Source organism: Streptomyces sp. NPDC050448 (assembly GCF_040655295.1).
Classification (GTDB): Bacteria; Actinomycetota; Actinomycetes; order Streptomycetales; family Streptomycetaceae; genus Streptomyces.
In genome coordinates this window covers 151,547-169,743 of record NZ_JBFAJR010000011.1, presented here as the reverse complement: position 1 = coordinate 169,743, position 18,197 = coordinate 151,547, and the positions used below count along the sequence as shown (strand labels likewise).

The following is an 18,197-nucleotide window of genomic DNA, read 5'->3' as shown; positions in this document are numbered from 1 at the left end:
CTGCTCCTCAAAACTGAATCAGGTCAACTGGGACAGTCTTACATCACGGAGAGGATGTCGAGGCTGAAGACGAGCGTCGAGTTCGCCGGGATGGTGCCCTGCTCCTTGTCGCCGAACGCCTGGTCCGGCGGGATGACCAGCAGGATGCGGCTGCCGGCCTTCTTGCCGAGCAGGCCGTCCTTGAGGCCCTTGACCGAGAGCTGGTCCATCGGCCACGTCACCGTCTGGTCGGTGGCGTACGTGCTTTCGAAGGTCTTGTCGTCCTTCCACGTCTTGCCGTTGAACTTGACCACGACGCTGTCGGTGTCCTTGACGGCCGGGCCGTCACCCTCGAGCACGTAGTTCGAGACCAGCTTCGCCGGCGGCTCGGTGTCCTTCGGAACGGTCACGGAGACTTCCTTGCCGTCCGTGTTCGTACCGACCTTCGGCAGGGCCTTGTCCTCCTGCGGGACCTCCTTGCCCGTGGCCGAGACCGGGACCGAGGTGCCCTTGACGATGTCCACGACGAAGACCAGCGTGGCATTCGGCTTGATCTTGTCGCCCGAGCCCTTGTCCCCGTAGCCGAGGGCCGGCGGGATCACCAGCTCCAGGCGGCTGCCGACCTTCTTGCCCTCAAGGCCCTGGTCCCAGCCCTTGATGACCATTCCGGCGCCGATGGTCACGTCGAACGGCTTGCCCTTGCCGAAGCTCTGGTCGAACGGCTCCTTGCCGTCCCACACCTGGCCGTAGTAGTTGACCTGGGCGATGTCACCCTTCTTGAGCACCGGACCGGTGCCCTCGGTGACGGTCACCACCTTCAGTTCCTTCGGCGGCTCGCCCTTGCCCTTCGACAGGGCGGGAGTCTCTCCGAACTTGGCACCCTTCGTGATCGCGGGCGCCCCGTTCTTCATCTGGGCGGAGTCGGAGCCGCTGTCGCCACACGCTGCTGTCGACAGCAGCAGAAGGGGTACGACAAGCAGGCCGGCAAGTCGGCGCACGGGTTCCTCAGATCTCAGACGGCTGGCGGTCGTCGCCACTCTAAGGCGTGCACAGGGCCTCGTACGAGATTCCGTACGAGGCCCTGCCACGAGCGCCGCAAGATCCGCGCGATGTCACATCCCGGCGATCAGCTTCTCCACCCGGTCGTCCACCGACCGGAACGGGTCCTTGCACAGCACGGTCCGCTGCGCCTGGTCGTTGAGCTTCAGATGCACCCAGTCGACCGTGAAGTCCCGTCGCTGCTCCTGCGCCCGGCGGATGAAATCACCGCGCAGCCGCGCCCGGGTGGTCTGCGGGGGCACCGACTTGCCCTCGAAGATCTTCAGGTCGTTGCAGATCCGCGCCGCCTGCCCCTTGCGCTCCAGCAGGTAGTACAGCCCGCGCCGACGGTGGATGTCGTGGTACGCGAGGTCTATCTGAGCCACCCTCGGGTTCGACATGGTCATGCCGTGCTTGGCCCGGTACCGCTCGATCAGCTGGTACTTCATGACCCAGTCGATCTCGGTCCCGATCCGGTCCAGGTCCTCCGCCTCGATCGCGTCGAGGGTGCGGCCCCACAGCTCCAGCACCTGGTCCACCGTGCCGGTACGGATCCCCCGGCGCTCGGCGAAGTCCACGGCCTTGTCGTAGTACTCGCGCTGGATCTCCAGCGCGGAGGCCTCGCGACCGCTCGCGAGACGCACCTTGCGCTGGCCGGTGATGTCGTGGCTGACCTCGCGGATCGCCCGGATCGGGTTCTCCAGGGTCAGGTCCCGCATCACCGTGCCCGCCTCGATCATGCGCAGCACCAGGTCGGTGGCCCCCACCTTGAGCAGCATGGTCGTCTCGGACATGTTCGAGTCCCCGACGATCACGTGCAGACGGCGGTAGCGCTCGGCATCCGCGTGCGGCTCGTCCCGGGTGTTGATGATCGGCCGGGACCGGGTCGTCGCGGAGCTGACGCCCTCCCAGATGTGCTCGGCCCGCTGACTCACGCAGTAGACCGCACCCCGAGGGGTCTGCAGCACCTTGCCCGCACCGCAGATCAGCTGCCGCGTGACAAGGAACGGAATGAGGATGTCCGCCAGGCGGGAGAATTCTCCGTGCCGGGCCACGAGATAGTTCTCGTGACACCCGTACGAGTTGCCGGCCGAGTCGGTGTTGTTCTTGAAGAGATAGACGTCGCCCGCGATTCCCTCCTCGTGCAGGCGGCGTTCGGCATCGACGAGCAGGCCTTCGAGAATGCGCTCGCCCGCCTTGTCGTGCGTGACCAGTTCGGTCACGTTGTCGCATTCGGGAGTTGCATATTCCGGATGCGAACCCACGTCGAGGTACAGACGGGCGCCGTTCCGCAGGAAGACATTGCTGCTGCGGCCCCATGACACAACACGGCGGAAGAGGTAGCGCGCCACTTCGTCAGGAGACAGTCGGCGCTGTCCCCTGAACGTGCACGTGACGCCGTACTCGTTCTCCAGCCCGAAAATGCGGCGGTCCATGACTGAACATTACGCCTTCTGCACTGTTCTGAAACCGGGTTCGTGAACGCCGTTTCGATCAGTTGCCGACGAGCCGCTCCGCCGGCCCCTCCGCGGGACCCTCCACCGGGCCCCCCTCCGCACCCTCCGAAGAAGCCGGCACCGAGCCCGTCACCGTACGGGACCGGCCGGGAGCAGCCAGGATCCGCTGAGTCAGCGTCAGAACCAGCAGCGCCGCCGCACCCGCGACACTCGCCACACCGAACCCCGTCGCCGTGCCGCCCAGTTCCACCGCCGGCCCGGCCACAGCCGTACCGATCGCCGCACCCACCCCGAAGAACGTCACCAGCCACGAGAACGCCTCCGTCACGGTCCCCGCCGGAGCGTGCCGGTCCACGACGATGAACGCACACGCCAGCGCGGGCGCCAGGAACACACCCGCGAGCGCCGACAGCGCCGTCATCGACACCGGCCCCGGAACCAGCATCAGCGGCAGATAACACACCGCCAGCAGCGCCACCAGCAGCCGCAGCCGCCGCTCCGGCGCACCCGCCCACTGCCGCGCCCCGTACAGCACCCCGCCGGCCAGCGCGCCCAGGCCCAGAGCCGCCATCAGCCAGCCGTACACCCCCTGGCCCCCGTGGCCGTCGGCGTACGCCACACCCGCCACCGTGATCGAACCCAGCGCCATGCCCACGAAGAAGAACGCGCCCAGCAGCGCCCGCAGCCCCGGCGAGCGCAGCGCGCCCAGCCAGTGCGCCTCGCGCGGCTCCGAACGCCAATTCCGCGAGGGCTCGCACACCACGACGGACAGCGCCCCCAGCACACCGAGCGCATGGATCACCAGCAGCGCCCCGGCCGGATCCCACAGCGAGACGCACAGGGTCACGAGCAGCGGACCGACCGTGTACATGATCTCCTGGGCCACCGCGTCCATCGCGTACGCGGCGTGCACCCGCTCCTCCTTGCCGCCGAGCACGGAAGGCCACAGCGCCCGCAGCCCGCCCTCCAGCGGCGGCGCGAAGAACCCTCCGACGACCACGGCTCCGTACGCGGCCGCCGCCGACCCGGTACCCGCGAACGCGAGCCACGTCATGCCCAGCGCCGAGAGCACCGCGGCCGGCAGCTGCACCCGCGGCTGCCCGAACAGGTCCACGGCACGGCCGAGCAGCGGCTGACCCACCGCGTTCGCCACCCCGTAGACCGCGGCGAGGGCGCCCGCGAGGCTGTAGCTGCCCCCCTCGGCCCGCGTGAACAGCACGATCGCGATCGCCGCGGTGGCGTTCGGCAGCCGGCCGACGAGCGTGCCCGCCAGCAGCCTCGCGGCGTGCCGGGTCCTGAGCAGCTCCGCGTATCCCGCGGCCATGTCCGCCCCCTTCTGCCCGGAACCCAGCCGGGAATCAATCAAGTAATACGTATAACGTTGGACGTCATACGTACCATGGCCGCAGCACGGCGGTCCAGCCGAACGAGCACCCCACCCCGCCGACCTCGTACAACAGGAGCACGGTGTGACGAGACCCACCAGCCGGGACGTGGCCACCGCCGCCGGGGTCTCCCAGGCCACCGTCTCCCTCGTCCTCGGCGAGAAATGGCACGGCCGCGTCTCCGAACGCACCGCCGGCCTCGTCCGCGAAGCCGCCAGCGCCCTCGGCTACCGCCCCAACCTCGCCGCCCGCAACCTCCGCCTCGGCAGCACCCGCACCGCCCTCCTCGTCGTCCCCGCCCTCACCAACGAATTCTTCGCCCGCGTCTACACCGGCGCCGCCCGCATCGCCGCCGAACACGGCTTCGGCGTCGTCCTCTACCCCTCCCCCGACGGCACCGGCCCCGCCCGCGACCCCTTCGCCTCGGCCCGCGCCGCCCTCGACGGAGTCATCGCCTCCTCCATGGCCGCCCACACCCTCGACGCCATCGGCGACGCCGCACTCCCCCTCGTCATGCTCGACAGCGACCCCGCCACCGGACGCGCCGCCGCCCACGTCAACCTCGCCATGGCCGACGGCATGCGCCAAGTCACCGAACACCTCCTCCCCCTCGGCCACCGCCGCTTCCTCCACCTCGCCGCCGCCGTCGACACCTGGACCTTCGACATCCGCGCCGAAGCCCTCGCCACCCTCCTGAAGCCCCACGCCGAGCTGCGCACCGTACGGGCCCCGCTCACCGTCGCCGACGCCCGCGCGGCCATGGAGACGGCCCTGGCGGCCCCCGAAGGCCGGCCCACCGCCGTCGTCTGCGACGACGACATCCTCGCCGCCGGCGCCTGCAAGGCCGCCCGCCGCCTCGGCCTGCGCGTCCCCGACGACCTCTCCGTCACCGGCTTCGACGACCTCGCCCTCGCCACCGCCGTCGAACCCGAACTCACCACCGTCCACCTGCCCGCCGAGCGCGTCGGCGAACAGGGCATGACCGCCCTCCTCGCCGTCCTCGAAGGCACCCCCTGGACCGCCCCCGACATCCCCGTCGAACTGATCGTCCGCGCCTCCTCGGGCCCGGCCCCCGCCCACCCCTGAACACGAAGAAGCCCCGGCCCGCCTCAGAGGGACGGACCGGGGCCACTCGGAGAAGTCCTACTCGGAATCGTCCTCGGGAGCCTCGTCGTTCGAGACCGCGTCGGCCTGCGCCGCCGCCGGAACATCCGCCTCCAGCAGCCGCGACAGCTGCCGGCCCCGGATCCGCTTGAACTTCCGCTGCTGGGCCCGCGTCCGGTCCAGCACCGCGACCTCCAGCCGCTCGGCCGGAATCGTCTTGTCCGCACTGTTCGCCTGGCTGGACAGCGCCTGCACCGCCAGCTTCAGCGCCTCGGACAAGGTCATCCCGTCCCGGTGACGCTGATCCAGGTAGGTGCTGATCTGCTCGGCGTTGCCACCGACCGCGACCGAGCCGTGCTCGTCGACGATCGAACCGTCGTGCGGCAGCCGGTAGATCTGGTCACCCGCCGCCGTCGCACCGACCTCGGCCACGACCAGCTCCACCTCGTACGGCTTCTCGCCGGCACTGGAGAAGATCGTGCCCAGCGTCTGGGCGTAGACGTTGGCGAGCCCACGGGCCGTCACATCGTCACGGTCATAGGTGTATCCGCGCAGATCGGCATAGCGCACGCCGCCGATCCGCAGGTTCTCGTACTCGTTGTACTTGCCGGCGGCCGCGAAGCCGATCCGGTCGTAGATCTCGCTGAACTTGTGCAGCGCGCGGGACGGGTTCTCGCCGACGAACACGATACCGTCGGCGTACTGCAGCACGACAAGGCTGCGACCGCGGGCGATGCCCTTCCGGGCGTATTCCGCCCGGTCGGCCATGGCCTGCTGGGGTGAGACGTAGAACGGAGTCGACACCGGCTGTCCGTCCCTTTCTTCTGGGCTCCTACGGGGCGACGGATGGTCAGAGCAGGGCGGCGCGCGGGCCGTCGGGCTGCTCCAGGCGACGGTTGGTGACCGTACGGGCGAGCTCCTGCGACTCGTCGTCGCTGAGCCTGCGGAATCCCTCGTCCGTGATGACGGTGACGATCGGGTAGATGTGGCGGTAGAGGTCCGGGCCACCGGTCGCCGAGTCGTCGTCGGCCGCGTCGTACAGCGCCTGCACGACGAGGGTGGTGGCCTGCTCCTCCGTCAGGTCGGGGCGGTACAGCTTCTTCATGGAGCCGCGAGCGAAGATCGAGCCGGAACCGGTGGCGGCGAAGCCGTGCTCCTCGGAGCGGCCGCCGGTCACGTCGTAGGAGAAGATCCGGCCCTTCTCCTTGCCCTCGTCCCAGCCCGCGAAGAGCGGCACGACCGCGAGCCCCTGCATCGCCATCCCCAGATTGCTCCGGATCATGGTCGACAACCGATTCGCCTTGCCTTCGAGGGAGAGGGTCGCCCCCTCCACCTTCTCGAAGTGCTCGAGCTCCAGCTGGAACAGCTTCACCATCTCCACGGCCAGGCCGGCCGTACCGGCGATGCCCACCGCGGAGTACTCGTCGGCCGGGAACACCTTCTCGATGTCCCGCTGCGCGATCATGTTCCCCATGGTCGCCCGCCGGTCACCGGCGAGCACGACCCCGCCGGGGAAGGTGGTGGCGACGATGGTCGTCCCGTGCGGCGCCTCGACGATCCCCTCGGGCAGCTTCCGGTTCCCCGGCAGCATCTCGGGCGCGTGCGCACCCAGGAAGTCCATGAAGGACGAGGACCCCGGCGTCAGGAAGGCTGCCGGTAGACGCCCTGTGCCACGATTGTTGGCTTCCACGCGTGTCCCTCCAGGTATGAGATGGCCCGACGCAGAGTGTCGGGATCGTCTCCCAACTTGCCGATGGCCGAGTTGCAGTTGAAGCACAGTACGCCTCGGACCCTACCCGTCTCGTGGCAGTGATCCACATGCACGGCCGGAGCCTTCAGGCAAATACAACAGAGACCGCCCTGAGCTGCAATCATTTCGTCCCGCTCAGCCTCTGTCATGCCGTACGCACGCTTGAGATGAGCTGCCCGGCCTTCGACGGCCCGGCACGCTTTGCAGCGCGTCGACAACCCATCCGATGCGGTCTTGTTCCGATCCCATTCCGAGTGAGGCTTGATCTCCCCGAATCGGCGGCAGTACTTGTGCCCTTCCGGGGCTTCAACACGGGGGCGGACGTTCTTCCCTTTGGCCTTCTGGCGCTGCTGGTGATATTCGGCCGCGCACGGCCTGCAGTAGCACTGCAGGCCGTCACGCATGGCCTTGTTCGAGGCAAAAGCCTCAAGCGGCTTGAGTAACCCACACCGCGGACACTGCTTCTCCGCCCCCGACACTCACCCTCCCCAGTGACGCTCACCTTCGAATCGAAGGGAAAATCACTCTCCACCCTTCTGAACGAAGGAGCGCACGAAGTCCTCGGCGTTCTCCTCGAGCACATCATCGATTTCGTCAAGTACCGAGTCGACGTCGTCGGAGAGCTTTTCCTGTCGTTCCTTGAGGTCGGACTGTGCCTCCGCGGCCTGCTCTTCGACCTCCTCGGTCGAGCGAGTCGCCTTCTGCTGTCCGCCGCCGGTGTCCTTGGTCGCCATGTCTACCTCACCCCGCTCGGTTCGCACGCTCACGTAGAAAGGCCCCGGATCGGGACCTCTCCCAAGATCAGACCCTACGCCGGACCCTACAAGGAGGGTCCGGTATTCGTCCCCGCACTTTCATAACGTCCGGGTGTTCCCATGATTCCCGGACCGGGACCTTTTCAGGCCCCGGCCGGCACCCCAAAGAACTCAGTTCCCGCTGAGCACCCGCACCAGGTCCTCCGCCGTGCGGCAGCGGTCCAGGAGCTCCTTCACGTGCTTGCGGGTACCCCGCAGGGGTTCCAGCGTCGGGACCCGCTGGAGGGAGTCGCGGCCCGGGAGGTCGAAGATCACCGAGTCCCACGAGGCCGCGGCGACATCGTCCGCGTACTGCTCCAGGCACCGGCCCCGGAAATACGCCCGGGTGTCCTCCGGCGGCTTGCCCTGGGCGCGCTCCACCGCCGGCTCTCCCACCAGCCGCTTCATCTTGCCGCGGGCCGCCAGGCGGTTGTACAGGCCCTTCTCGGGTCGTACGTCCGCGTACTGGAGGTCCACCAGGTGGAGCCGGGCGGCGTCCCAGCCGAGCCCGTCCCGCCTCCGGTAGCCCTCGAGGATCTCGCGCTTCGCGATCCAGTCCAGCTCCCCCGACAGGCTCATGGGGTCGCTCTCCAGCCGGCCCAGCACGTCCTCCCAGCGGACCAGCACATCCTTGGTCTGCTCGTCCGCGTCGGAGCCGAAACGCTCGTCCACGTACTTCCTGGCCAGCTCGAAGTACTCCATCTGGAGTTGTACGGCGGTCAGGGTGCGGCCGCTGCGCAGGGTGATCAGGTGTCGCAGGTCGGGGTCGTGGGAGACCTGGTGCAGAGTGCGCACGGGCTGGTCCACGGCCAGGTCGACGTTGATGAAGGCGTCCTCGATCATCGAGAGGACGAGGGCGGTGGTGCCGAGTTTGAGGTACGTCGAGATCTCGGAGAGGTTCGCGTCGCCGATGATCACGTGGAGGCGGCGGTACTTCTCGGCGTCCGAGTGGGGCTCGTCGCGGGTGTTGATGATGGGGCGCTTGAGGGTGGTCTCGAGGCCGACCTCGACTTCGAAGTAGTCGGCGCGCTGGCTGATCTGGAAGCCGTGATCGCGGCCGTCCTGGCCGATGCCGACGCGGCCGGCGCCGGTGACGACCTGGCGGGAGACGAAGAAGGGGGTGAGGTGGCGCACGATCTCCGAGAAGGGGGTTTCCCGCTTCATCAGGTAGTTCTCGTGCGTGCCGTAGGAGGCGCCCTTGTTGTCGGTGTTGTTCTTGTAGAGGTGGATGGGCTGGGCTCCGGGGAGCTGGGCGGCCCGTACGGCCGCCTCGGCCATGATCCGCTCGCCGGCCTTGTCCCAGAGGACGGCGTCGAGCGGGTTGGTGACCTCCGGGGAGCTGTATTCGGGGTGCGCGTGGTCGACGTAGAGCCGTGCGCCGTTGGTGAGGATGACGTTGGCGAGGCCGATGTCCTCGTCGGTGAGCTGGCTGTTGTCGGCGGCCTCGCGGGCGAGGTCGAAGCCGCGGGCGTCCCGCAGCGGATTCTCCTCCTCGAAGTCCCAGCGGGCGCGTCGCGCCCGGTGCATCGCCGCCGCGTAGGCGTTGACGATCTGGGACGAGGTGAGCATGGCATTGGCGTTCGGGTGCCCCGGGACGGAGATCCCGTACTCCGTCTCGATTCCCATTACTCGCCGTACGGTCATGCGGCCCTCCTTGCCCGGCGGCGCTCCCGTTCGGGAGCGGCGCTCAAGTACCGCTGGTGCTCCGGTGCGTGTGCGGTGCCCGTCCCCGCACTGCGCGACCGGCGGTACGGAAGAGCCTAGAACCACTCCGCGCTGGTGGGGAGATCATTTCAGTCATTGACTTTGCCCCGTCACCGGCTGAAAAGAGCAGTCGGTAAAGCAGTCGGCTGCGGGTGCCCGGTGAGGGCATCCGCAGCCGCCCTGTTTGATCAGAGGTACTGACCGGTGTTTGCCACCGTGTCGATGGAGCGTCCGGTGTCTGCGCCCTGCTTTCCGGTGACGAGGGTGCGGATGAATACGATCCGCTCGCCCTTCTTTCCGGAGATCCGGGCCCAGTCGTCCGGGTTGGTGGTGTTGGGCAGGTCTTCGTTCTCCTTGAACTCGTCCACGCAGGCCTGGAGGAGGTGGGAGACGCGCAGGCCCTTCTGGTTGTGCTCGAGGAAGGCCTTGATGGCCATCTTCTTCGCACGGTCGACGATGTTCTGGATCATGGCGCCGGAGTTGAAGTCCTTGAAGTACAGGACTTCCTTGTCGCCGTTGGCGTACGTGACCTCGAGGAAGCGGTTCTCCTCGGATTCGGCGTACATCTGCTCGACGACGGTCTGGATCATGCTGTGGACGGCGACCTCGGGCGAGCCGGAGTGCTCGGAGAGGTCGTCGCTGTGGAGCGGCAGCGAGGCCTTGAGGTACTTGGCGAAGATGTCCCTCGCCGCTTCGGCGTCGGGGCGTTCGATCTTGATCTTCACGTCGAGCCGGCCGGGACGCAGGATGGCCGGGTCGATCATGTCCTCGCGGTTGGAGGCGCCGATGACGATGACGTTCTCCAGGCCTTCCACGCCGTCGATCTCGGCGAGCAGCTGGGGGACGATGGTGTTCTCCACGTCCGAGCTGACTCCGGATCCGCGGGTGCGGAAGAGGGATTCCATCTCGTCGAAGAAGACGATGACGGGGGTGCCCTCGCTGGCCTTCTCGCGGGCACGCTGGAAGACGAGGCGGATGTGCCGCTCGGTCTCGCCGACGTACTTGTTGAGGAGTTCGGGGCCCTTGATGTTCAGGAAGTAGGACTTCCCGGCGGGCTGCCCGGTCACCTCGGCGACCTTCTTGGCAAGGGAGTTGGCCACGGCCTTGGCGATGAGCGTCTTGCCGCAGCCGGGGGGGCCGTAGAGCAGGATGCCCTTGGGCGGCCGCAGTTCGTGCTCCTTGAAGAGGTCCGGGTAGAGGTACGGGAGCTCGACCGCGTCGCGGATCAGCTCGATCTGGTCGCCCAGGCCGCCGATCTTGTCGTAGTCGATGTCCGGGACCTCTTCGAGGACGAGTTCCTCGACCTCGCTCTTGGGGACCACTTCGTAGACGTAGCCGGAGCGGGGTTCGAGCAGGAGGGCGTCGCCGGGGCGGATGGTGATGTCCAGGAGCGGCTCGGCGAGCCTCACCACCCTTTCCTCGTCGGTGTGCCCGAGCACCAGGGCGCGCTCGCCGTCCTCGAGGATTTCCTTGAGGGTGACGATGTCCCCGGCCCGTTCGAACTCCATGGCCTCGACCACGTTGAGGGCCTCGTTGAGCATGACCTCCTGGCCGCGCCGGAGGTCTTCCGGTTCGACGCTGGGGCTGACGTTCACGCGGAGCTTTCGGCCCCCCGTGAAGATGTCGACGGTGCCGTCTTCGTTCGCCTGCAGGAAGACACCGAAGCCGGCGGGCGGCTGTGCGAGCCGGTCGACTTCCTCCTTGAGTGCGATGATCTGGTCGCGGGCCTCACGGAGCGTATTTGCCAGTCGCTCGTTTTGCGCGGAGACGCCGGCCAGGTTTGTCTGGAGCTCGACGATCCGCTCTTCGAGAATCCTCGTGTGTCGCGGAGAGTCGGCGAGCTTACGTCGCAGGACGGCGATTTCCTGCTCGAGATAGGCAACCTGACCGGCGGGGTCCTCAGACCCTCGCCCCGGCCGGATGCCGCGGTTGTTGTCGTCGTCGTGGGCTGCCACGGTCCTCACCTCCTCCAAGGGGAGCTGGACGCTTCCTGACCCTACCTGGGCTGGTGGTGATTGAAACCCCTAGATCACAAAGACGGTAGAGGTGTGTCCGATCTTCACCCTTGCGTACTCCCTCACGCCAAGGAAATACCCACCCATCAACATCGGAAAGCGGCCGGTTGTAAGGTCGAACTGTTCAACACCCGTCCGGGCTCGCGCGACTTGCCGCGGCGTGTGGCGGAAACGGATCACTGAGCGCAGGGAACGGCAGGAGATATGACCGTGCAGCAGGAGGCTCCCACGGGCGGCGGCGGGCAGGCCGGCGAGCCGCTGGAGGTCTGGATCGACCAGGACCTCTGCACCGGTGACGGGATCTGCGTCCAGTACGCGCCGGAGGTGTTCGAGCTGGACATCGATGGTCTGGCGTATGTGAAGAGCCCTGAGGACGAGCTGCTGGTGGACGCGGGGGCGACCACTCCGGTTCCTCTGACGCTGCTGCAGGACGTGGTGGACTCGGCGAAGGAGTGCCCGGGTGACTGCATCCACGTGAGGCGTGTTTCGGACAGGGTCGAGGTCTACGGTCCCGACGCGGAGTGACGGTTCAAACACTCCTGGCGTCTGAGTTCGTCAGCTCCTGGCGGAATTTTCCGCCGCTCCAGCGCCACTTGGCGAGCTGTTTCACGTCGGGGCTGTAGCGCGGCACCTCGGGCGAGGAGTAGCCGAGGAGACTCGCGGTGACGGCTCCGTCGCGGATGGTGAGCTCGGTGGCGGTCTGCTTTTTCCCGGCTTCGAGCAGGGTGGCGACGATCCTGGGTGTGGCGCCGGGGGCTTTGTCCTGGGTGAGTACGTAGATCGCGTGGGGTGGGGTGCCGGAGCCGGCGTCGCAGCGGACGGCGGCGACGGTCTCGGGGCGGCCGTCGCCGTCGAGGTCGCCCTGGGCGGTGGCCGTGACGGCCACGGGGAGGCCCTTGCAGTCCAGGGGGTACGTGACCCCGGCGGGGTCGGGGGCGGTGGCCGGGGGGCCGCTTGCGGGGGCTGCGGAGGGGCCGGTGGCGGCCGCGTCCGGCTGGACGAGTCCCGCTGCGGCTATGACGGCGGCCATGGCGGTGGCCGTGGTGAGCCAGTGGAGGGGCCGGGCGCTGTTGTGCGCCAGGGTTTCCAGTGTCGGCATCGGCTCGGCTGGGCGGTGCGGCACGCGGGGTGTCTCCTGTGCGGACGGTGACCGGGAGCCAGCATCGTGCCACACCTCACACCGGGGTGGAACGGCCGGGTCCGCGTCGGCTGCGACGGCGTGGAGGACAACGAAAAGGCGCTGTGGCGCAGTTCCCGGATCGTTCGGGGAACTGCGCCACAGCGCCTTGGTGTTGGGTGCGGCCGGCCGGTCTCGCGTGCCGAGGGCTAGGCGGAGCGGTCGCTGCCCGGTCCGTCGTAGTCCTCGCCGTACGCGCCCTTGGAGGGGCGGCGGCGGCGCATGGGGGGCTCGACTCCGTCGGCGAGACGGCGGGCGGTGACGAGGAAGCCCGTGTGTCCGATCATCCGGTGGTCGGGCCGGACGGCGAGGCCCTCGACGTGCCAGTTGCGGATCATCGATTCCCACGGCTGCGGTTCGGCGTAGCAGCCGAACTCGCGGATGGATTCGACGGTCCGGGCGAGCTGGGTGGTGGTGGCCACGTAGCAGCAGAGGATGCCGCCGGGGACCAGGGCCTTGGAGACGGCTTCCAGGCATTCCCAGGGGGCGAGCATGTCGAGGATCACGCGGTCGACGTCGGTGTCGGACAGGTTGTCCTGGAGGTCGCCCACGGTCAGCTGCCACGCGGGGTGCGGGCCGCCGAAGTAGCGCTCGACGTTGGCGGTGGCGATCTCGGCGAAGTCCGCTCGGCGCTCGTAGCTGTGGAGCATGCCCTGGTCGCCGATGGCGCGCAGCAGGAAGCTGCTCAGGGAGCCGGAGCCCACGCCTGCCTCCACGACGCGGGCGCCGGGGAAGATGTCGGCGAAGGCCAGGATCTGGCCGGCGTCCTTGGGGTAGACCACGGCGGCACCGCGGGGCATGGACAGGACATAGTCGGGGAGCAGGGGGCGCAGCGCGAGGTACGCGACGTTCCCCGTGGTACGGACAACACTGCCCTCGGGAGCACCGATCAGCTCGTCGTGCGGGAAGGAACCCTTGTGGGTGTGGAAATTCTTCCCTGCTTCGAGCGTGAACGTGTAGTGGCGGCCCTTGGGGTCGGTGAGCTGAACCTGGTCCCCGACCTCGAAGGGCCCGCGTCGGCGGGCGGCACCGGTCGGTTCGGACATGTGACCAGTGTATTGGCTTCAGGGCTGGGGCCGCGCCATGGCCTTCACGAAGGCCTTCTCGACGTCGAGGGTGGACAGGACGCCGTAGATCTCGCCGCCGGGTTCGAGGACGAGGTATTCGGTGGCGGGGGTGGCGCGGAGGTGGTCGAGGAGTGCTTCGCCGGTGAGTTCCGCGGAAACCTTCATTCCGTCGGTGAGCTCTTGCGCGAGGGTGCTGACGGCGACCCAGGGGCGACGGTGTTCGGGGACGGAGGCGATGGCGGTTTCGCGGACGATGGAGACGGGGTCGCCGTGGCCGTCGACGATGACGATGGCGCGGGCGCCGTGGGTGTTGGCGCGGCGCAGGGCTTCGGAGAGGGGGGTGGCGTTTTCGACGGGGACGGCGCGGCGGGTGAGGGTGCGGGCGCGTAGTTCGGGGAGGTGTTCGCGCAGGCGGGCCATGCGCAGGCTGTTGCCGGCGCCGGTCCAGATGATGGCGGCGAGGATCGCGGCGAGCAGGGCGTCCATGACGGTGTTCATTCCGGTCGGCTCGACGGCGCCGGTACCTGTGCCGAGGTTGCCGGTGTGGGTGATCATCGGCAGGCCGAGGAGGACGGCGACGGCGAGGCCGCGGCCGACCCAGGCGGCGGCGACGGTGCCGGCCATGGGCTTGCCGGTGATGCCCCAGATGACGGCGCGGAGCATGCGGCCGCCGTCGAGGGGGAGGCCGGGGAGCAGGTTGAAGGCGGCGACGAGGAGGTTGGAGATCATCAGGCCGGCGAGGAGGACGCCGGGGACGCTGGCGGGGTCGACGCGTTCCATGCCGAGGTAGAAGGCGCCGGCGAGGAGGAGGGAGAGGAGGGGGCCGACGAAGGCGAGGACGAATTCGCGGCCGGGGGTCTCGGACTCCTTTTCGATCTCGGAGACTCCGCCGAAGAACTGGAGCTGGATGCGTCGCACGGGGAGTTTGAAGCGGAGGGCGGCGACGGTGTGTGCGAGTTCGTGGACGAGGACGGAGGCGTAGAAGGCGACGGCGAAGAAGAGGGAGACGAGGTAGCGGGCCGGGCCGAGGTCGGGCAGGACGCGGTCGAGCTGGTTGCCGAAGACCCAGGTGATGAGGGCGGCGACGAGGAACCAGCTGGGAGAGACGTAGACGGGGACGCCGAAGGGGCGGCCCATGAGGATGCCGCCGCCCGGTCCGGGGCGCTTGCCTGTGCGCTCGCCGGTTTCGTCGCTGTCTGCCACGGCTGTCCTTCGTTCGGTGCTGTCCGGCGGGTTGCGGCCGGCGGTGCATTCAGTGTGGTGCAGGTGCACGGTCGGTGCGGGGCGGGGTGCTTGGTCGCGCGGTGTGATGCTCTGATCATGCAGTGCGAGGGGGCTTGGCGTCGATGGTATGCGCGCGCTGTCGGTGGCGGGTCGTAGGGTTTTGTCCATGACGACGAGCCCTGGTCCGGTTCCTGGCGCAGCCGATGCCGATGCAGCGCCGCGCGCTGTGGCGCCTTCTTCGCTGTCCCCTTCGCGGGCGAGCGATTTCATGCAGTGCCCGTTGCTGTACCGGTTCCGGGTGATCGACAAGCTGCCGGAGAAGCCGAGTGCGGCGGCGACGCGGGGCACGTTGGTGCATGCGGTGCTGGAGCGGTTGTTCGACCACCCGGCGCAGGAGCGGACGGCGCCGCGGGCGAAGGCGCTGGTTCCGGGGCAGTGGGACCGGCTGCTGGAGTCGAAGCCGGAGCTGACGGAGCTGTTCCCGGAGGGGGACGAGGGGGCGGGGCTGGCGGGCTGGCTGACGGAGGCCGAGGCCCTGGTGGAGCGGTGGTTCACGTTGGAGGACCCGACGCGGCTGGAGCCGGTGGAGCGGGAGTTCTTCGTGGAGACGGAGCTGGAGTCGGGGCTGCGGCTGCGCGGGATCATCGACCGGGTGGATGTGGCTCCGTCGGGCGAGGTGCGGATCGTCGACTACAAGACGGGCAAGGCGCCGCGGCCGGAGTATGCGGAGGGTGCGCTGTTCCAGATGAAGTTCTATGCGCTGGTGGTGTGGCGGCTGAAGCAGGTGGTGCCGCGGCGGCTGCAGCTGGTGTATCTGGGCAGTGGGGATGTGCTGACGTACGACCCGGTGGTCGCGGATCTGGAGCGGGTGGAGCGCAAGCTGCTGGCGCTGTGGGATGCGATCAAGGAGGCGACGGAGACGGGTGACTGGCGGCCGCGGCCGACGAAGCTGTGCGGCTGGTGCGATCACAGGGCGGTGTGTCCGGAGTTCGGCGGGACTCCCCCGGCCTATCCTCTGATGATCATCCCGAGGCCCGGGAGCGGAGCCGGGGCGGGCGGCCCCGAGGAATCCTGATAGGCCGATCAGGGCAGAATGGGCGGCGTCCGTCGATGCCGCCGTACGAATACGAGGTACACCCCGTGGCGATCCGCGTCCTTCTGGTCGACGACCAGCCGCTGCTGCGCACCGGCTTCCGGATGATCCTGGAGGCCGAACAGGACCTGGCGGTCGTCGGTGAGGCCGGGGACGGTCTGCAGGCGCTGGACCAGGTACGGGCGCTGCAGCCCGACGTGGTGCTGATGGACATCCGGATGCCCCGGATGGACGGGGTGGAGGCGACGCGGCAGATCACCGGTCCGGGCCGGGACGGTCCGGCGAAGGTGCTGGTGCTGACCACGTTCGATCTGGACGAGTACGTGGTGGAGGCGCTGCGGGCGGGGGCGAGCGGGTTCCTGCTGAAGGATGCGCCGGCCAATGAGCTGGTGCAGGCGATCCGGGTGGTGGCGGGCGGCGAGGCGCTGATCGCGCCGAGCATCACGCGGCGGCTGCTGGACAAGTACGCGGGACACCTGCCGTCGGGTGAGGAGAGCGTGCCGGACACACTGGGGACGCTGACCGAACGGGAGGTCGAGGTGCTGAAGCTGGTGGCGCGTGGCCTGTCGAACGCGGAGATCGCGGCGGATCTGTTCGTGAGCGAGACGACGGTGAAGACGCACGTGGGGCATGTGCTGACGAAGCTGGGCCTGCGCGACCGGGTCCAGGCGGCGGTGTACGCGTACGAGAGCGGTCTGGTGCGGCCGGGCGCCGGGCAGCAGTAGCGCGCGGGCCGGCGGCCCGCCGGGAGCGGCCGAAGGGGCCGGCAGCCGCAACGTGCGGCTGCCGGCCCCTTCGCCGTACCGGGTGGGGGTCAGCCCTTGCTGATCTCCCAGAAGCGGAAGACGGTGGAGGCGTCCAGCGACCACTGCAGGCCCGTCACGTTCTGGCGGGTGACGGCGTACTGCTTGCCCTGCCAGAGCGGGAGGATCGGGAGCTCGTCGGCGACGATGTCCTGGAGGCGGTTGTAGTCGACGGTGGCCGCGGTGCGGTCGGACTTCGTGGAGGTCGACGGGATGATGGTCCCGGTGATCTCCTTGTTGTCGTAGTTGTTGTGCAGGACGTTGTCCGGGCCGAAGAACGGCTGCGTGAAGTTGTCGGCGTCCGGGTAGTCGGGCACCCAGCCCTTCACGTACACGCCGTACTTGCCGTCCTGGATGTCCTTCTCGTACTGCCCGAACTCGACGGACTTGACGTCGGCCTCGAAGAGGCCGCTGTCGTTGAGCTGCTTGGCGATGAGCTGGAATTCCTGGTCCGTGGACGGGCCGTAGCGGGTGGGCGTCGAGTACAGGGTGATCTTCACCTTGTCCTTGATGCCGGCGGCGCGCAGGACGGCTTCGGCCTTCTTGGGCTGCGGGGTGCCGCCGTAGCGGTCGAAGAAGGCGGTGTTGTGGGAACCGATGCCGGCCGGGACGATCGAGTACAGCGAGGTCGCGGTGCCGTCGTAGACGTCCTTGACGAGCGCTTCGCGGTCGACGAGGTAGGCGATGGCCTTGCGGATGGGGAGCTTTCCGGCGACGGGGTCGTTCATGTTGAAGACGAGGTGCTCGACTTCGGCGCCGGTGCCCTGGACGACCTCGACCTTGTTGTCTCCGGTCTTGGTGGAGGACAGGCCCGCGATGTCCTTGGCGGCGAGGCCGCGGAAGGCGAAGTCGACCTCGCCGCTTTCCAGGACCTTCTTGAGGGCGGCCTGGTCCTCGTTGAAGAACTTGAGGGTGACTCCGGTGTTCTTGGCCTTGGCCTTGCCGTTGTAGGAGTCGTTGACGGAGAAGCTGGCGCTCTTGTCGTTCATCGAGTCCAGCTTGTAGACGCCGGAGCCGACGGCCTTGCCGTCGGTGCGGAGCTTGTCGGCCGGGTACTCGCTGTGGTCGACGATGGAGCCCGCGCCCGATGCGATCTTGCTGGGGAAGGTCGCGTCGGACGTCTTGAGGCGGAAGACGACGGTCTTCTCGTCGGGGGTGTCGATGCCGGCGATCGAAGACAGCATCACGGCGGGGCCGTTGGCGTCATTGATCTTCAGCGTGCGCTCGAAGGAGTACTTGACGTCCTTGGAGGTGAGGGCGTTGCCGTTGCTGAACTTCAGGCCGGTGCGCAGGGTGCACTTGTAGAGCTTGCTGTCGCCGCCTTCGAAGTTGCAGGCCTGGGCGGCGTCGGGCTCCGGGGAGGTGCCGCCCTTGGGGAAGCTCAGCAGGGACTGGAAGACGTTGTTGAAGAGCAGCCAGGACCCCGGGTCGTAACCCGATGCGGGGTCGGTGGCCTTCACCTTGTCGGATATCCCCATGACCACGCCCTTGCCACCGCCGGCTGTCGGGCTGTCGGTCGAACCGCAACCGCTGAGCAGCGCGGCGGCGGTGGCTGCGCCGAGCGGGGCCGCCAACCACTGGTTACGTCTCATCACGCGAACGTCCTT

General features: G+C 68.4%; 17 protein-coding genes. 4 read left to right on the top strand and 13 right to left on the bottom strand.

The window, feature by feature from the left end:
* Nucleotides 1-38 precede the first annotated feature (38 nt).
* The 3 genes from AB0I68_RS16145 to AB0I68_RS16135 form a co-directional block, all read right to left on the bottom strand.
* Nucleotides 39-977, bottom strand: coding sequence for an FKBP-type peptidyl-prolyl cis-trans isomerase (locus tag AB0I68_RS16145; protein WP_363177922.1), 939 nt, complete (start codon nt 975-977; stop codon nt 39-41).
* Nucleotides 978-1,091: 114 nt separating this feature from the next.
* Nucleotides 1,092-2,453 (bottom strand): Pup--protein ligase, encoded by a 1,362-nt coding sequence (gene pafA / locus AB0I68_RS16140; RefSeq protein ID WP_030294339.1) that lies wholly within the window; start codon nt 2,451-2,453, stop codon nt 1,092-1,094.
* Nucleotides 2,454-2,511: 58 nt separating this feature from the next.
* Complete coding sequence (locus tag AB0I68_RS16135; RefSeq protein ID WP_363177921.1) at nt 2,512-3,798, bottom strand: MFS transporter; 1,287 nt, start codon at nt 3,796-3,798, stop codon at nt 2,512-2,514.
* 145 nt (nt 3,799-3,943) lie between these two features.
* On the opposite strand from AB0I68_RS16135, the gene AB0I68_RS16130 reads away from it, so the two are divergent.
* The gene (locus AB0I68_RS16130; RefSeq protein ID WP_363177920.1) at nt 3,944-4,945 is read left to right on the top strand and encodes a LacI family DNA-binding transcriptional regulator; all 1,002 of its coding nucleotides are present in this window, start codon (nt 3,944-3,946) and stop codon (nt 4,943-4,945) included.
* A gap of 57 nt (nt 4,946-5,002) precedes the next feature.
* Here the strand turns inward: AB0I68_RS16130 and prcA are convergent, their stop codons facing one another.
* The 6 genes from prcA to arc form a co-directional block, all read right to left on the bottom strand.
* Nucleotides 5,003-5,767, bottom strand: coding sequence for a proteasome subunit alpha (gene prcA, locus AB0I68_RS16125; protein ID WP_363177919.1), 765 nt, complete (start codon nt 5,765-5,767; stop codon nt 5,003-5,005).
* A 46-nt stretch (nt 5,768-5,813) separates the two neighbouring features.
* Nucleotides 5,814-6,653: a proteasome subunit beta gene (prcB, locus tag AB0I68_RS16120; RefSeq protein WP_363177918.1), complete on the bottom strand. Its 840-nt coding sequence runs from the start codon at nt 6,651-6,653 to the stop codon at nt 5,814-5,816.
* On the bottom strand, nt 6,605-7,117 hold the full coding sequence (locus AB0I68_RS16115) for an endonuclease VII domain-containing protein (protein ID WP_363177917.1): 513 nt from the start codon (nt 7,115-7,117) through the stop codon (nt 6,605-6,607). The genes prcB and AB0I68_RS16115 overlap by 49 nt, the downstream gene beginning before the upstream one ends.
* A 117-nt stretch (nt 7,118-7,234) precedes the next feature.
* Nucleotides 7,235-7,447: a ubiquitin-like protein Pup gene (locus AB0I68_RS16110; protein WP_045947082.1), complete on the bottom strand. Its 213-nt coding sequence runs from the start codon at nt 7,445-7,447 to the stop codon at nt 7,235-7,237.
* Nucleotides 7,448-7,639: 192 nt separating this feature from the next.
* Nucleotides 7,640-9,151 (bottom strand): depupylase/deamidase Dop, encoded by a 1,512-nt coding sequence (gene dop, locus AB0I68_RS16105; protein ID WP_363177916.1) that lies wholly within the window; start codon nt 9,149-9,151, stop codon nt 7,640-7,642.
* A gap of 248 nt (nt 9,152-9,399) precedes the next feature.
* On the bottom strand, nt 9,400-11,166 hold the full coding sequence (arc, locus tag AB0I68_RS16100; protein ID WP_363177915.1) for a proteasome ATPase: 1,767 nt from the start codon (nt 11,164-11,166) through the stop codon (nt 9,400-9,402).
* Nucleotides 11,167-11,430: 264 nt separating this feature from the next.
* Here arc and AB0I68_RS16095 point away from each other — a divergent pair, with 264 nt between their 5' ends.
* Nucleotides 11,431-11,751, top strand: coding sequence for a ferredoxin (locus AB0I68_RS16095; RefSeq protein WP_363177914.1), 321 nt, complete (start codon nt 11,431-11,433; stop codon nt 11,749-11,751).
* A gap of 4 nt (nt 11,752-11,755) precedes the next feature.
* On the opposite strand, the gene AB0I68_RS16090 is transcribed toward AB0I68_RS16095, so the two are convergent.
* The 3 genes from AB0I68_RS16090 to AB0I68_RS16080 all read right to left on the bottom strand — a co-directional run bounded on the left by AB0I68_RS16090 (nt 11,756) and on the right by AB0I68_RS16080 (nt 14,964).
* Complete coding sequence (locus AB0I68_RS16090) at nt 11,756-12,325, bottom strand: hypothetical protein (RefSeq protein WP_363177973.1); 570 nt, start codon at nt 12,323-12,325, stop codon at nt 11,756-11,758.
* Nucleotides 12,326-12,552: 227 nt separating this feature from the next.
* A complete protein-coding gene (locus AB0I68_RS16085; RefSeq protein ID WP_363177913.1) occupies nt 12,553-13,449 on the bottom strand; it encodes a tRNA (adenine-N1)-methyltransferase in 897 nt (298 codons plus the stop codon).
* An 18-nt stretch (nt 13,450-13,467) separates the two neighbouring features.
* A complete protein-coding gene (locus AB0I68_RS16080) occupies nt 13,468-14,964 on the bottom strand; it encodes a site-2 protease family protein (RefSeq protein WP_363177912.1) in 1,497 nt (498 codons plus the stop codon).
* On the opposite strand from AB0I68_RS16080, the gene AB0I68_RS16075 reads away from it, so the two are divergent.
* Together AB0I68_RS16075 and AB0I68_RS16070 are read left to right on the top strand one after the other, a co-directional pair.
* Entirely contained in the window at nt 14,861-15,769 is a 909-nt protein-coding gene (locus tag AB0I68_RS16075) for a RecB family exonuclease (protein ID WP_363177911.1), read from the top strand. The two genes, AB0I68_RS16080 and AB0I68_RS16075, sit on opposite strands and share 104 nt — an antisense overlap.
* A gap of 65 nt (nt 15,770-15,834) precedes the next feature.
* Nucleotides 15,835-16,512, top strand: a complete 678-nt coding sequence (locus AB0I68_RS16070; RefSeq protein ID WP_363177910.1) for a response regulator transcription factor — start codon at nt 15,835-15,837, stop codon at nt 16,510-16,512.
* An 89-nt stretch (nt 16,513-16,601) separates the two neighbouring features.
* Here AB0I68_RS16070 and AB0I68_RS16065 read toward each other — a convergent pair whose 3' ends face one another.
* Nucleotides 16,602-18,182, bottom strand: a complete 1,581-nt coding sequence (locus tag AB0I68_RS16065) for an ABC transporter substrate-binding protein (RefSeq protein ID WP_363177909.1) — start codon at nt 18,180-18,182, stop codon at nt 16,602-16,604.
* Nucleotides 18,183-18,197: the final 15 nt, after the last annotated feature.

Excerpts from the sequence above, each read along its gene's own strand:
- pafA (WP_030294339.1), bottom strand. The coding sequence starts at position 2,453 with ATGGACCGCCGCATTTTCGGGCTGGAGAACGAGTACGGCGTCACGTGC.
- AB0I68_RS16135 (WP_363177921.1), bottom strand. The coding sequence starts at position 3,798 with ATGGCCGCGGGATACGCGGAGCTGCTCAGGACCCGGCACGCCGCGAGG.
- AB0I68_RS16115 (WP_363177917.1), bottom strand. The coding sequence starts at position 7,117 with ATGCGTGACGGCCTGCAGTGCTACTGCAGGCCGTGCGCGGCCGAATAT.
- AB0I68_RS16110 (WP_045947082.1), bottom strand. The coding sequence starts at position 7,447 with ATGGCGACCAAGGACACCGGCGGCGGACAGCAGAAGGCGACTCGCTCG.
- dop (WP_363177916.1), bottom strand. The coding sequence starts at position 9,151 with ATGACCGTACGGCGAGTAATGGGAATCGAGACGGAGTACGGGATCTCC.
- AB0I68_RS16095 (WP_363177914.1), top strand. The coding sequence starts at position 11,431 with ATGACCGTGCAGCAGGAGGCTCCCACGGGCGGCGGCGGGCAGGCCGGC.
- AB0I68_RS16090 (WP_363177973.1), bottom strand. The coding sequence starts at position 12,325 with ATGCCGACACTGGAAACCCTGGCGCACAACAGCGCCCGGCCCCTCCAC.
- AB0I68_RS16085 (WP_363177913.1), bottom strand. The coding sequence starts at position 13,449 with ATGTCCGAACCGACCGGTGCCGCCCGCCGACGCGGGCCCTTCGAGGTC.
- AB0I68_RS16075 (WP_363177911.1), top strand. The coding sequence starts at position 14,861 with ATGACGACGAGCCCTGGTCCGGTTCCTGGCGCAGCCGATGCCGATGCA.
- AB0I68_RS16080 (WP_363177912.1), bottom strand. The coding sequence starts at position 14,964 with ATGAAATCGCTCGCCCGCGAAGGGGACAGCGAAGAAGGCGCCACAGCG.
- AB0I68_RS16065 (WP_363177909.1), bottom strand. The coding sequence starts at position 18,182 with ATGAGACGTAACCAGTGGTTGGCGGCCCCGCTCGGCGCAGCCACCGCC.